The following is a 14370-nucleotide window of genomic DNA, read 5'->3' on the forward strand; positions in this document are numbered from 1 at the left end:
GCCTGACGCCTTCGCAGGCAAGCCTCGCTCCTACAGAAATCAACCGAAAATCAGAAAATCATCCGAGCATCAGCGTTCCGCTCGCAACCAGCGTCGCCTTCCCGCCAATCTTCACCCGATCCCCTTCCAGCCTGCAGAACAACTCCCCGCCTCGCTTCGAGCACTGATATGCCGTGAGGCTCGACTTGCCCAAACGCTTTGACCAATACGGAATCAAACTGCAATGGGTCGAACCCGTCACCGGGTCTTCATTGATACCAATCGCCGGGGCGAAGTAACGCGACACAAAATCATGCTTGCTGCCCTTGGCGGTGACGATCGCGCCCGGCCACGGCAGTTTACCCAGGGCAACCATGTCTGGCTGACAGTCGAGCACAGCCTGCTCTGATTCCAGCACCACGAACAATTCATTTGAACCCAGCACATCGACCACTTCGACGCCCAAGGCGCGTTCGACATCCAGAGTCACGCCCACTTCAGAGGGCACGATGGCCGGGAAATCCAGCCACAAGCGCCCACCCTCACGGCTCACACTCAACGGGCCGGACTTGCAGATGAAGTCCAGGCGCTCGACCGGTTCCTTATAGATTTCAAACAGAACATAAGCGCTGGCCAAGGTCGCATGACCGCACAACGGCACCTCAGTGGTCGGGGTAAACCAGCGAATGTGCCAGCCCTGCCCTTCGCGCACCACGAAGGCTGTTTCGGCGAGGTTGTGCTCGGCGGCGATTTTCTGCATCAACTCATCGGCGAGCCAGGCTTCGAGCCGATACACCATCGCCGGGTTGCCACTGAACGGGCGATCACTGAACGCATCGACCTGATGAAATTCAAGCTGCATAACCTTCTCCCTGATTCAGACGCGGCCGATATCGGCGAACCTGGCCTGAGTGTGTTCTGCCAGCACGGCCGGCGCCAATTCCACTTCCAGACCGCGTCGACCGGCGCTGACGAAAATGGTCGCAAAGGGCTGAGCGGAATTATCGATGAAGGTGCGCAAACGCTTCTTCTGCCCCAACGGACTGATCCCACCCAACAGATAACCCGTTGCTCTTTGCGCAGCGGCAGGGTCGGCCATTTCGACTTTTTTCACCCCCGCCGCGTGAGCCAGATGCTTCAAGTCCAGACTTCCGACGACCGGCACCACGGCTACCAGCAATTCACCTTTCTCACTGGCCGCCAGCAGGGTCTTGAACACTTGCGCCGGATCCAGTCCCAGCTTCTCCGCGGCCTCCAGCCCATAAGACGCAGCCTTCGGATCATGTTCATAACTGTGCACGCGATGTTCGGCTCGAACTTTTTTCAACAAATCCAATGCGGGGGTCATGGCAGCTCCAGACTGGGCGGCAGTAGAAAAATCCTGCGCTGGATTCTAGGACATTGATCGGCAAAAGGCTCTATTGCGCCACTGTTTCAAAGGCTTGGCAGCGTCACCTGCCGCTCGTCCGCACCCGGCCCGCTACGTGAACGATACGATCATTCACGTGACTAATAGTTGAATTGTGACTGATGGTTCACTTTCGACCTTTGACAGCAGCGTTTCTTGTCTATATTTTTTCGAATCTGAATACTGTACGAATGTGTCATCGCAGCACCCCAGCAGCAGGCCGAGAACAGGATGGGGATTCTGCCTCGGTGGAAAACGCGCTTTGGCCATGATGAAAGAAGCGCCAGACAACAACAAAAACGAGGTTTTCAATGACAACTGCTTTACAACAACCGTCGCTCTCAAGCCAATGCATGGCCGAGTTTCTGGGCACTGCACTGCTTATCTTTTTCGGCACCGGTTGTGTTGCCGCGCTCAAGGTCGCGGGTGCCAGCTTTGGCCTGTGGGAAATCAGCATCATCTGGGGCGTCGGCGTGAGCATGGCGATCTACCTGACCGCCGGAGTTTCCGGGGCCCACCTCAATCCTGCCGTGAGCATTGCCCTGAGCATTTTCGCTGACTTCGAAAAACGAAAACTGCCGTTTTATATCCTCTCTCAAATTGCTGGCGCGTTCTGCGGGGCATTTTTGGTCTACACGCTGTACAGCAATTTATTCTTCGATTTCGAACAAACCCACCATATGGTTCGTGGCACCCAGGCCAGCCTCGAATTGGCGTCGGTGTTCTCCACCTTCCCCAACCCGGCTTTGTCCACCGCTCAGGCGTTCCTGGTTGAAGTGATCATCACCGCCATCCTGATGGGCGTAATCATGTCCCTGACCGACGACAACAATGGTCTGCCAAAGGGGCCGCTGGCACCGCTGCTGATCGGCTTGCTGATCGCCGTGATTGGCAGCTCGATGGGCCCGCTCACCGGTTTTGCGATGAACCCGGCGCGTGATTTCGGTCCGAAGCTGATGACTTTCTTCACAGGCTGGGGTGAAATTTCCCTCACCGGCGGCCGCGATATTCCGTATTTCCTGATTCCGATTTTTGCACCGATTGTCGGTGCCTGCCTCGGCGCTGCCGCGTATCGCGGGCTGATTGCCCGTCATCTGCCCAGCGCCCTACCTGTTACAAAGGACGCAACACCGGCCATTGACGGCAAACCAAGAACTTCTTGATACCGTAGGCGCGTGATCCTGCCATTTGATCTCGCGCCGGACCTTTCCCCCTTTTTTCGTCCAAGGCAATCGACATGACCGACATTCAGAATAAGAACTACATCATTGCCCTCGATCAGGGTACAACCAGCTCCCGCGCGATCATTTTCGATCGTGACGCGAACGTGGTCTGCACCGCCCAGCGTGAATTCGTCCAGCATTACCCGCAAGCCGGTTGGGTCGAACACGACCCGATGGAAATCTTCGCCACCCAAAGCGCCGTGATGGTCGAGGCCCTGGCGCAAGCCGGCCTGCATCACGACCAGGTCGCGGCCATCGGCATCACCAACCAGCGCGAAACCACCGTGGTCTGGGACAAGACCACCGGCCGCCCGATCTACAACGCGATCGTCTGGCAGTGCCGCCGCAGCACCGAGATCTGCCAGCAGCTCAAGCGCGATGGCCACGAGCAATACATCAGCGAAACCACCGGACTGGTCACCGACCCGTACTTCTCCGGCACCAAACTCAAGTGGATCCTCGACAACGTCGAAGGCAGCCGCGAGCGTGCGCGCAAAGGCGAACTGCTGTTCGGCACCGTCGACAGCTGGCTGATCTGGAAATTTACCGGCGGCAAGGTGCACGTCACCGACTACACCAACGCCTCGCGCACCATGCTCTTCAACATCCACACGCTTGAGTGGGACGCGAAGATGCTGGAGGTGCTGGATATTCCGCGCGAGATGCTGCCGGAAGTTAAATCCTCTTCGGAAATCTACGGCCACACCAAAAGCGGCATCGCCATCGGCGGTATCGCCGGCGACCAGCAAGCGGCGCTCTTCGGCCAGATGTGCGTCGAGCCCGGCCAGGCGAAAAACACCTACGGCACCGGCTGCTTCCTGCTGATGAACACCGGCGACAAAGCCGTGAAGTCCAAGCACGGCATGCTCACCACCATCGCTTGCGGCCCACGTGGCGAAGTGGCTTACGCACTGGAAGGCGCCGTGTTCAACGGTGGTTCGACTGTTCAGTGGCTGCGTGACGAACTGAAGATCATCAACGACGCCCACGACACCGAATACTTCGCCAACAAGGTCAAGGACAGCAACGGTGTGTACCTGGTGCCGGCCTTTACTGGTCTGGGCGCGCCGTACTGGGACCCGTATGCCCGTGGTGCCCTGTTCGGCCTGACCCGCGGTGTGCGCGTGGATCACATCATTCGCGCCGCGCTGGAGTCGATTGCCTACCAGACCCGCGACGTACTCGACGCCATGCAACAGGATTCCGGCGAACGCCTGAAATCCCTGCGCGTGGACGGCGGCGCGGTCGCCAACAACTTCCTGATGCAGTTCCAGGCCGACATCCTCGGCACTCAGGTCGAGCGTCCGCAAATGCGCGAAACCACTGCACTGGGCGCCGCGTACCTGGCCGGCCTGGCGTGCGGCTTCTGGGGCAGCCTGGATGAGTTGCGCGGCAAGGCGGTGATCGAACGCGAATTCGAACCGACCCTGGACGAAACCGCCAAGGAAAAACTCTACGCTGGCTGGAAAAAAGCCGTCAGCCGCACCCGCGACTGGGAACCGCATGAAGGCGCTGAATAAGCCAACAGCAGGGTTGTAACTGGTCGGGAGCAGATTCCTGCGGCATCATGGGCAAATTTTGCACGGCAGCCAAAGGAAGCCCCATGAATCTGCCTCCCCGTCAGCAGCAAATCCTCGAACTGGTCCGCGAACGCGGCTATGTCAGCATCGAGGAAATGGCTACGCTGTTCGTCGTTACACCGCAAACCATCCGCCGCGATATCAATCAGCTTGCGGAAGCCAATTTGTTGCGTCGCTACCACGGCGGCGCAGCCTACGATTCCAGTGTCGAAAACACCGCCTACGCCATGCGTGCCGACCAGATGCGCGATGAGAAGCAGCGTATCGGTGAAGCCATTGCGGCGCAGATCCCGGATCACGCCTCGCTGTTCATCAATATCGGCACCACCACCGAATCGATTGCCCGGGCGCTGCTCAATCACAATCACCTGAAAATCATCACCAACAACCTGCACGTGGCCTCGATGCTCAGCGCCAAGGACGACTTCGACGTTCTGCTGACCGGTGGCAATGTGCGGCGCGATGGCGGTGTGGTCGGTCAGGCGAGCGTCGACTTTATTAACCAGTTCAAGGTCGACTTTGCCTTGGTCGGCATCAGCGGTATCGATGAAGACGGCAGCCTGCTGGACTTCGATTACCAGGAAGTGCGGGTGTCGCAGGCGATCATCGCCAATGCCCGGAAGGTGATTCTCGCGGCTGACTCCAGCAAATTCGGGCGCAACGCCATGATTCGTCTGGGGCCGATCAGCTTGATTGATTGCCTGGTGACCGATCAGCAGCCTGTGCCGGCGCTGGCGCAGTTGTTGAGTCAGCACAAGATTCGACTGGAAGTCGTTTAACCGCGAGGACGGTTAAACAACCTGTAGGAGCCAGGCTTGCCGGCGAAGGCACCCTTGAATACGCCTTCGCCGGCAAGCCTGGCTCCTACAACAGCACGCGCCACTTCCCCTCCTCTGCATGTCTAATGTTCGTAAATTTTCCTTTCCCGGCCCTTCGATCAGTATTTTCAATCGAAGTTGACTGGCTGTGGGCGGTTTAATGGGCTACTATTTTCGCAAATGAACATTAATGTTCGTATTCCAATACAGAAAATCAAAAGAGCCCGAGGCCAGCCGATGCCCACTTCTACCTTGCCTACGCCCCCTCTCGCTGAGGTCTACGACATCGCCGTCATCGGTGGTGGGATCAATGGCGTGGGGATCGCAGCGGATGCCGCCGGTCGCGGCCTCTCGGTGTTCCTTTGCGAAAAGGATGACCTGGCCAGCCACACGTCGTCAGCCAGCAGCAAGCTGATCCACGGCGGCCTGCGCTACCTCGAACATTACGAATTTCGCCTGGTGCGCGAAGCCCTCGCCGAACGCGAAGTGCTGCTGGCCAAGGCGCCGCACATCGTCAAGCAAATGCGCTTCGTGCTGCCGCACCGTCCGCACCTGCGTCCGGCCTGGATGATCCGCGCCGGCCTGTTCCTGTATGACCACCTCGGCAAGCGGGAAAAACTCGAAGGCTCGAAAAGCCTGAAGTTCGGTCCGGACAGCCCGCTGAAAAGCGAAATCACCAAAGGCTTCGAATACTCCGATTGCTGGGTCGACGATGCGCGTCTGGTGGTGTTGAACGCCATGGCGGCCCGCGAGAAAGGCGCCCACGTTCACACTCAGACCCGTTGCGTCAGCGCCCGTCGCACCAAGGGTTTGTGGCATCTGCACCTGGAACGCGCGGATGGCAGCCTGTTTTCGATCCGCGCCAAAGCGCTGGTGAACGCCGCCGGCCCATGGGTCGCCAAGTTCATCCGTGACGACCTGAAGATGGAATCGCCGTACGGCATTCGCCTGATCCAGGGCAGTCACCTGATCGTGCCGAAACTGTACGAAGGCGAACACGCGCACATTCTGCAAAACGAAGATCAGCGCATCGTCTTCACTATTCCGTACTTGAACCACTTCACCCTGATCGGCACCACCGACCGCGAGTACACCGGCGATCCGGCCAAAGTGGCGATCACCGAAGGCGAAACCGATTACCTGCTGAAAGTGGTTAACGCCCACTTCAAGAAGCGGATCAGCCGCGACGATATCCTGCACAGCTATTCCGGCGTTCGTCCGCTGTGCAACGACGAATCCGACAACCCGTCGGCCGTCACCCGCGACTACACCCTGGCACTGTCTGGCACGGGCGAAGAAGCACCGTTGCTGTCGGTGTTCGGCGGCAAGCTGACCACCTACCGCAAACTGGCCGAGTCGGCGCTGGCACAACTGGCGCCGTACTTCACGCACATCAAGCCAACCTGGACCGTCAGTGCGACCCTGCCGGGCGGCGAAGACATGACCACCCCGCAGGCGTTGAGCTCGCTGATTCGCGACAAGTTCGACTGGGTGCCAACCGAAATTTCCCGCCGCTGGGCCACCACCTATGGCAGCCGTACCTGGCGCATGCTGGAAGGCGTGCAGAACCTGAGCGATCTGGGCGAACACATCGGCGGCGGTCTCTACACCCGCGAAGTCGATTACCTGTGCAGCGAAGAATGGGCAACAACCGCCCATGACATTCTGTGGCGCCGCAGCAAGCTGGGCTTGTTCACCACCCCGGCGGAACAGCAGAAACTGGCGGACTACCTGAGCAAGGTCGAGCAGAACCGCAGCAAGATCGAAGCGGCCTGATCGGCAATCCGGTTAGAGCGAAGCCCCTGAATCGAAAGGTTCAGGGGCTTTTTGCATCCGGAGAATGCCCGCAAATCCCCTGTGGGAGCGGGCTTGCTCGCGAAAGCGGTCTGTCAGTCACGAATCTGTTGGATGCAAGTCCGTCTTCGCGAGCAAGCCCGCTCCCACAGAGATAGGCGCAACTCACAATATTGCATTCGGTTTTCCGAACGCGACCTGTCGGTCGATTCGGTTAACCGGATTATCCTTCGTCAAATTTATCGCCATAAATATTTAATCCCCTTATAAATCAATAAGATGATCTATATCGCCTGGCCTGGCACGAGTCATGCTCTACACTCTTGGACGAATGCCTGATGCACCCCACTTCAGGAGCCGTCAGGCATTCGAAGCACAAAAGGGCCGATGAACTGGCTCCATAAAAAAAACAATGTCGAGGAAAATTTGATGCGCATCGTTCCCCATATCCTGGGCGCAGCCATTGCTGCCGCTCTGATTAGCACTCCAGTTTTCGCTGCCGAACTCACTGGCACACTGAAGAAGATCAAAGAGTCCGGTGTGATCACCCTCGGGCATCGTGACGCTTCCATCCCGTTTTCCTATATCGCGGATGCTTCCGGCAAACCGGTCGGCTACTCCCACGATATCCAGCTGAAAATCGTCGAAGCCATCAAGAAAGACCTGGACATGCCCAACCTCCAGGTCAAATACAACCTCGTGACCTCGCAAACCCGTATCCCGCTGGTGCAAAACGGCACCGTGGACGTCGAGTGCGGCTCCACCACCAACAACGTAGAACGTCAGCAGCAAGTTGACTTCTCTGTCGGCATCTTCGAAATCGGTACGCGTCTTCTCTCCAAGAAAGACTCCACGTACAAGAATTTCGACGACCTGAAAGGCAAGAACGTCGTGACCACCGCAGGCACCACGTCCGAGCGCATCCTCAAGTCGATGAACGCCGACAAGCAGATGGGCATGAACGTCATCTCCGCCAAAGACCACGGCGAATCCTTCCAGATGCTGGAATCGGGCCGTGCCGTCGCATTCATGATGGACGACGCGCTGCTGGCCGGTGAAGCGGCCAAGGCCAAGAAAGCGACTGACTGGGAAGTGACCGGTGATCCGCAGTCCTACGAAATCTACGGCTGCATGGTTCGCAAGGGCGATGCCCCGTTCAAGAAAGCCGTGGACGACGCGATCGTGGCGACCTACAAGTCGGGCGAGATCAACAAGATCTACGACAAATGGTTCATGTCGCCAATCCCGCCAAAGGGCTTGAACCTGAACTTCCCGATGAGCGACGAGCTCAAGGCCCTGATCGCCAATCCGACCGACAAAGCGGCTGACGACAAGAAGTCCTGATTTCTGACTAACCTTATCTCCTGAGAGGGCCTTCGCCCTTTCAGGAGGTTGTCACTCCCTGCTGGCATTTTTGGAAACACTCGAACCGGTGGCTGTCGAGCCGCTCGTGTGTGCCTGATCTTCAAGTTCAGGCGGGAACGGAGCTTCCCCAGGCGGGCACTTGTACATTGATCGATCCGAGGGGAGACCCTAATGAATTACAACTGGGACTGGGGCGTATTCTTCAGGTCCACCGGCGTTGGCAGCGAGACTTATCTCGACTGGTACATCTCCGGTTTGGGCTGGACCATCGCCATCGCCGTCGTGGCCTGGATCATTGCCCTGCTATTGGGCTCGATTCTGGGTGTCATGCGCACCGTGCCGAATCGCATCGTGTCCGGCATCGCGACCTGCTACGTCGAACTCTTCCGTAATGTGCCGCTGCTGGTTCAGCTGTTCATCTGGTACTTCCTGGTGCCCGATCTGCTGCCGCAAAACCTGCAGGACTGGTACAAACAGGACCTCAACCCGACCACCTCGGCCTACCTGAGCGTTGTCGTGTGCCTGGGCCTGTTCACCGCCGCCCGCGTGTGCGAACAAGTGCGAACCGGCATCCAGGCGCTGCCTCGCGGCCAGGAAGCTGCCGCGCGTGCCATGGGCTTCAAGCTGCCGCAGATCTACTGGAATGTGCTGCTGCCCCAGGCCTACCGGATCATCATTCCGCCGCTCACCTCCGAATTCCTGAACGTGTTCAAGAACTCCTCCGTGGCGTCGCTGATCGGCCTGATGGAGCTGCTCGCGCAGACCAAACAGACCGCCGAGTTCTCCGCCAACCTGTTCGAAGCCTTCACCTTGGCGACCCTGATCTACTTCACCCTGAACATGAGCCTGATGTTGCTGATGCGCGGCGTCGAGAAGAAAGTAGCCGTACCGGGCCTGATCTCCGTAGGGGGTAAATGATGGAATTCGACTTCTCGGGCATCATCCCGTCCCTGCCGGGCCTCTGGAACGGCATGGTCATGACCCTGCAACTGATGGTGTTGGGCGTCGTCGGCGGGATCATCCTCGGCACGATCCTGGCCCTGATGCGCCTGTCCCACAGCAAGCTGCTGTCGAACATCGCAGGCGCCTACGTCAACTACTTCCGTTCGATTCCATTGCTGCTGGTCATCACCTGGTTCTACCTGGCGGTGCCGTTCGTGCTGCGCTGGATCACCGGCGAAGACACCCCGATCGGCGCATTCGCCTCCTGCATCGTGGCTTTCATGATGTTCGAAGCGGCGTACTTCTGCGAAATCGTCCGGGCCGGTGTGCAGTCGATTCCCAAGGGCCAGATGGGCGCTGCCCAGGCTTTGGGCATGACGTACGGCCAGATGATGCGTTTGATCATCCTGCCGCAAGCGTTCCGCAAGATGACCCCACTGTTGCTGCAACAGAGCATCATCCTGTTCCAGGACACTTCGCTGGTCTACGCGGTCGGTCTGGTGGACTTCCTCAATGCCTCGCGTGCCAGTGGCGACATCATCGGTCGCTCCAATGAGTTCCTGATCTTTGCAGGTCTCACGTACTTCACAATCAGCTTTGCCGCCTCGCTGCTGGTCAAGCGTCTGCAAAAAAGGTTTGCCGTATGATCTCTATCAAGAATGTCAACAAGTGGTATGGCGACTTCCAGGTACTGACTGACTGCAGCACCGAGGTCAAAAAAGGCGAAGTGATCGTGGTGTGCGGGCCGTCCGGTTCCGGCAAATCCACCCTGATCAAATGCGTCAACGCCCTGGAACCGTTCCAGAAAGGCGACGTGGTGGTCGATGGCACGTCCATCGCCGACCCGAAGACCGACCTGCCGAAACTGCGCTCGCGCGTGGGCATGGTGTTCCAGCATTTCGAACTGTTCCCGCACCTGACCATCACCGAAAACCTGACCATCGCGCAGATCAAGGTGCTGGGTCGCAGCAAGGACGAAGCCACCAAGAAAGGCCTGCAACTGCTTGAGCGCGTAGGCCTCTCGGCTCACGCCCACAAGCACCCGGGTCAACTCTCCGGTGGCCAGCAACAGCGTGTGGCGATTGCCCGTGCGCTGGCGATGGACCCGATCGTCATGCTGTTCGACGAACCGACCTCGGCGCTGGACCCTGAAATGGTCAACGAAGTGCTCGACGTGATGGTGCAACTGGCCCACGAAGGCATGACCATGATGTGCGTGACCCACGAAATGGGCTTCGCCCGCAAAGTGGCGGATCGCGTGATCTTCATGGACGCCGGCAAAATCATCGAAGACTGCAAGAAAGAGGACTTCTTCGGCGACATCAGCCACCGCGCCGAGCGTACACAGCATTTCCTTAACAAGATTCTGCAGCACTAAGAAAGACACCGCTCCCCAATTGTGGGAGCGGGCTTGCTCGCGAAGGGGCCATTACATTCAGCAATGATGTTGGCTGACCCACCGCTTTCGCGAGCAAGCCCGCTCCCACACTGGATCGGTGGTGGCTTGGAGATTTGTGTTGTGGTTGACCCAAGGCATCTGTGATGAAATGCGACCCCACTCTCTATCGCGCCGCGCCGCCATCACTCGCCGTGAAACCCCGTCTGATTCGCCATCTGTTCCTGCCGCCGCTGGTCATCGCCCTGATGATCGGATTGGGTTACCTCGGCTTCTGGGTCAGTGAGCACTACGGGATTCGCAGCCTCAGCGAGAACGGCCAGCGTCAGCTCGAACTGCACGCCCGCGCCGTCGAGAGCGAGATCAGCAAGTACACCTACCTCCCCAGCCTGCTGGAACTTGAATCCAGTGTTTCAAAACTGCTGGCCGACCCTTCACCGGAACACCGGCAGACGGTCAACGACTACCTCGAAGGCCTGAACCGGCGCAGCCGCAGTCGGGCCATCTACGTGATGGACACCACTGGCCGCGTCATGGCCACCAGCAACTGGCGCGATGTCGACAGTTACCTGGGTGAAGACCTGTCCTTTCGCGCCTATTTCCAGAACGCCGTGCGCGGCCAGCCCGGGCGCTTCTACGGCATCGGCAGCACCAACGGCGAACCCGGTTACTACCTGGCCCATGGCCTGGAAGAACACGGCAAGATTATCGGCGTCGCGGTGGTCAAAGTCCGCCTCGAAGCCATGGAAGAACGCTGGCAGCGTGCACGCCTCGAAGCCTTCGTCAGCGACGAAAACGGCATCATCATTCTCTCCAGCGATCCGGCGCGGCGGCTGAAGTCGGTTGTGCCGTTGAGCGACGAAACCAAGGAAAAACTCGCCCGCAGCCTGCAGTACTACTGGTTCCCGCTGAACGAACTGCAACCGCTGGCCCGGGAACAACTGGCCGAAGGCGAGGAGAAACTGACCTTCCCTGCCAACAGTGAAGTGGAGTCCGACGAAGAGGACATCAGCTACCTCTCGCAAACCCGCCCCTTGAGCGACACCCCGTGGAATTTCACCCTGCTCACGCCGTTGCAGGATTTGCGTCGCGAGGCGATCAATCAGGGGATTCTGGTGGCGGTGGCGTTTGCCCTGGTGGCGTTCCTGCTGATTGCCTGGAACGAGCGGCGCAAGGTGATCTCCACCCGCCTCGCCGCCCGTGAAGCCCTGCAGGAAGCCAACAATCAACTGGAGCGTCGGATTACCGAACGCACTACCGACCTGCGTGCCAGCAACGAACGGCTCAAGGGCCAGATCCGCGAACGGCGTCAGGCCGAAGAGACGTTGCGCCGCGCTCAGGATGAACTGGTGCAGGCCGGCAAACTCGCCGCCATCGGCCAGATGTCGACCAGCATCGCCCACGAACTGAACCAGCCGCTGGCGGCGTTGCGCACCTTGTCCGGCAACACCGTGCGCTTTCTCGAGCGCGGTCAACTGGACGTGGCCAGCACCAACCTCAAGACCATCAACGAATTGATCGACCGCATGGGCCGGATCACCGCCAGCCTGCGTTCCTTCGCCCGCCGCGGTGACGACAAAGGCCAGGCCTGCCTCGGCAAGGCCGTGGACGCCGCGTTGCAACTGCTGGGTGGGCGAGTCGAAAGCGTCCATCTGACAGTTCATCGCGAATTCGATGACAGGCAGGTGCTGATCGACCAGACCCGCCTCGAACAGATCCTGGTCAACCTGATCGGCAACGCCCTCGACGCCATGCAGGCGCAACCGTTGCCGGAGTTGTGGCTGGAAGGCGAGGAATTCGACGGCAAATATCGCCTGCGCGTACGCGATAACGGCCACGGCATCGACGCCGAAGCGCGCAAGCATTTGTTCGAACCGTTTTTCACCACCAAACCCGGCGAACAAGGCCTGGGCCTCGGCCTGACCCTGTCCGCCAGCCTGGCCGCCGCCACCGGCGGGCATCTGGGTGTCGAACACCCGGCCAGCGGTGGCACCACCTTCGTCCTCAGTTTACCGTTGGTAAGCCCCACTCACGCCGAGCCAATATGAACAACGACCTTAGTGTGCTGATCGTCGAAGACGACCCCCATGTGCTGCTCGGCTGCCAGCAGGCGCTGACCCTGGAAGACATTCCCTGCGTCGGCGTGGGCAGCGCCGAAGAAGCGCTGGAGCGGGTTGGCGACAACTTCGCCGGCATCGTCATCAGCGACATCCGCCTGCCGGGCATCGATGGCCTGGAACTGCTGACCCGGCTCAAGGCCCGGGATCGCAGCCTGCCGGTGGTGCTGATCACCGGCCATGGCGACATCTCCATGGCCGTCGGCGCCATGCAGAAAGGCGCTTATGACTTCATGGAAAAACCGTTTTCCCCGGAACGCCTGGTGGATGTGGCCCGCCGTGCGCTGGAGCAACGCAGCCTGGCCCGGGAAGTTTCTTCGTTGCGCCGGCAACTGGCGGAACGCAGCTCCCTTGAAGGCCGGATCATCGGTCGTTCACCGGCCATGCAGAACCTGCGCGAACTGATCGCCAACGTCGCCGATACGTCGGCCAACGTGCTGATCGAAGGCGAAACCGGCACCGGCAAGGAACTGGTTGCGCGCTGCCTGCATGACTTTAGTCGCCGCCACACCAAGCAGTTCGTCGCGCTGAACTGCGGTGGCCTGCCGGAGAACCTGTTCGAAAGCGAGATCTTCGGCCATGAAGCCAACGCCTTCACCGGCGCCGGCAAACGGCGGATCGGCAAGATCGAACACGCCGACGGCGGCACGCTGTTTCTCGACGAAGTCGAAAGCATGCCCCTGCCCTTGCAGATCAAACTGCTGCGGGTGTTGCAGGAACGGACCCTTGAACGCCTGGGTTCGAACCAGAGCGTGGCGGTGGATTGCCGGGTGATTGCGGCGACCAAATCCGACCTCGACGAGTCGAGCAAGGCCGGTGAGTTTCGCAGCGACCTGTATTACCGCCTGAACGTGGTGACCCTGGAACTGCCGCCCCTGCGCGAACGCCGCGAAGACATCCTGCAACTGTTCGAACACTTCCTGCAGCAGTCGTCCCTGCGCTTCGACCGCGCCGTGCCGGAGCTGGACAACCAGACCCTGTCGAACCTGATGAGCCACGACTGGCCCGGCAACGTCCGCGAATTGCGCAACGTCGCCGAGCGTTTTGCCCTCGGCCTGCCGGCCTTCAAGAAGTCTGGCGCCAGCGGCAGCAACCAGGGCCTGGCCTTCGCCGAAGCGGTGGAAGCGTTCGAACGCAATTTGCTCGGCGACGCGTTGCAACGCAGCGGCGGCAACCTGACCCAGGCCAGTCTGGAACTGGGGATGGCCAAGACCACGCTGTTCGATAAAGTCAAAAAGTATGGGTTGAGCCACTGATGGATCTGTTGTTGAAAGCGGCCCTCGGTGCGGCGGTGGTCGTCATCCTCGCGGCGCTGGCCAAGACCAAAAACTATTACATCGCAGGCCTGGTGCCGCTGTTTCCGACCTTTGCGCTGATCGCGCATTACATCGTCGGCAAGGGGCGTTCGCTGGAGGACTTGAAGACCACCATCGTGTTCGGGATGTGGTCGATCATTCCGTACTTCGTTTACCTGGCGACGTTGTACGTGATGGTGGACCGGATGCGGCTGGAAGCGTCGCTCGCCGTGGCGGCAGTGGCTTGGTTGATGGCGGCCACCGTCCTGGTCACCGTCTGGGTCCGCTTAAACGCCTAGCACCACTCCCCTGTAGGAGCGAGGCTTGCCCGCGAAGAGGCCGGTACATCCGCTGCATCTCTTGCGGCTGGAACATCGCCTTCGCGGGCAAGCCTCGCTCCTACAAGGTCTTCGGTGCCTGATCATTAGTGGCTGGCCCGCCCCTTGCATTTAC

13 protein-coding genes are annotated in these 14370 nt (G+C 59.5%); 11 read left to right on the forward strand and 2 right to left on the reverse strand.

Annotated features, from left to right (window positions below; genetic code table 11):
- Window positions 1-58: 58 nt before the first annotated feature.
- Window positions 59-841 (reverse strand): PhzF family phenazine biosynthesis protein, encoded by a 783-nt coding sequence (locus tag ACA049_RS24450; RefSeq protein WP_497330486.1) that lies wholly within the window; start codon window positions 839-841, stop codon window positions 59-61.
- Window positions 842-856: 15 nt separating this feature from the next.
- Window positions 857-1327: a Cys-tRNA(Pro) deacylase gene (ybaK, locus tag ACA049_RS24455; RefSeq protein WP_497330488.1), complete on the reverse strand. Its 471-nt coding sequence runs from the start codon at window positions 1325-1327 to the stop codon at window positions 857-859.
- 371 nt (window positions 1328-1698) lie between these two features.
- On the opposite strand from ybaK, the gene ACA049_RS24460 reads away from it, so the two are divergent.
- The 11 genes from ACA049_RS24460 to ACA049_RS24510 all read left to right on the forward strand — a co-directional run bounded on the left by ACA049_RS24460 (window position 1699) and on the right by ACA049_RS24510 (window position 14216).
- Window positions 1699-2550, forward strand: coding sequence for an MIP/aquaporin family protein (locus ACA049_RS24460; protein ID WP_497330490.1), 852 nt, complete (start codon window positions 1699-1701; stop codon window positions 2548-2550).
- Window positions 2551-2624: 74 nt separating this feature from the next.
- A complete protein-coding gene (glpK, locus tag ACA049_RS24465; protein ID WP_109634455.1) occupies window positions 2625-4130 on the forward strand; it encodes a glycerol kinase GlpK in 1506 nt (501 codons plus the stop codon).
- Between the two features lie 83 nt (window positions 4131-4213).
- A complete protein-coding gene (locus ACA049_RS24470) occupies window positions 4214-4969 on the forward strand; it encodes a DeoR/GlpR family transcriptional regulator (RefSeq protein ID WP_027922833.1) in 756 nt (251 codons plus the stop codon).
- A 276-nt stretch (window positions 4970-5245) separates the two neighbouring features.
- Complete coding sequence (gene glpD / locus ACA049_RS24475) at window positions 5246-6784, forward strand: glycerol-3-phosphate dehydrogenase (RefSeq protein ID WP_497330492.1); 1539 nt, start codon at window positions 5246-5248, stop codon at window positions 6782-6784.
- A 447-nt stretch (window positions 6785-7231) separates the two neighbouring features.
- Window positions 7232-8146: a glutamate/aspartate ABC transporter substrate-binding protein gene (locus ACA049_RS24480; RefSeq protein ID WP_497330494.1), complete on the forward strand. Its 915-nt coding sequence runs from the start codon at window positions 7232-7234 to the stop codon at window positions 8144-8146.
- Window positions 8147-8338: 192 nt separating this feature from the next.
- Window positions 8339-9085, forward strand: a complete 747-nt coding sequence (locus tag ACA049_RS24485; RefSeq protein WP_497330496.1) for an amino acid ABC transporter permease — start codon at window positions 8339-8341, stop codon at window positions 9083-9085.
- A complete protein-coding gene (locus ACA049_RS24490; RefSeq protein ID WP_497330498.1) occupies window positions 9085-9756 on the forward strand; it encodes an amino acid ABC transporter permease in 672 nt (223 codons plus the stop codon). Before ACA049_RS24485 ends, ACA049_RS24490 begins: the two co-directional genes overlap by 1 nt.
- Window positions 9753-10487, forward strand: coding sequence for an amino acid ABC transporter ATP-binding protein (locus ACA049_RS24495; RefSeq protein ID WP_497330500.1), 735 nt, complete (start codon window positions 9753-9755; stop codon window positions 10485-10487). The genes ACA049_RS24490 and ACA049_RS24495 overlap by 4 nt, the downstream gene beginning before the upstream one ends.
- 164 nt (window positions 10488-10651) lie before the next feature.
- Window positions 10652-12553, forward strand: coding sequence for a two-component sensor histidine kinase AauS (gene aauS / locus ACA049_RS24500; RefSeq protein WP_497330502.1), 1902 nt, complete (start codon window positions 10652-10654; stop codon window positions 12551-12553).
- Window positions 12550-13878, forward strand: coding sequence for a two-component response regulator AauR (aauR, locus tag ACA049_RS24505; protein WP_497330504.1), 1329 nt, complete (start codon window positions 12550-12552; stop codon window positions 13876-13878). Before aauS ends, aauR begins: the two co-directional genes overlap by 4 nt.
- 8 nt (window positions 13879-13886) lie before the next feature.
- On the forward strand, window positions 13887-14216 hold the full coding sequence (locus ACA049_RS24510; protein WP_497336962.1) for a GlpM family protein: 330 nt from the start codon (window positions 13887-13889) through the stop codon (window positions 14214-14216).
- Window positions 14217-14370 lie beyond the last annotated feature (154 nt).

The organism is Pseudomonas sp. LBUM1662 (assembly GCF_059695915.1).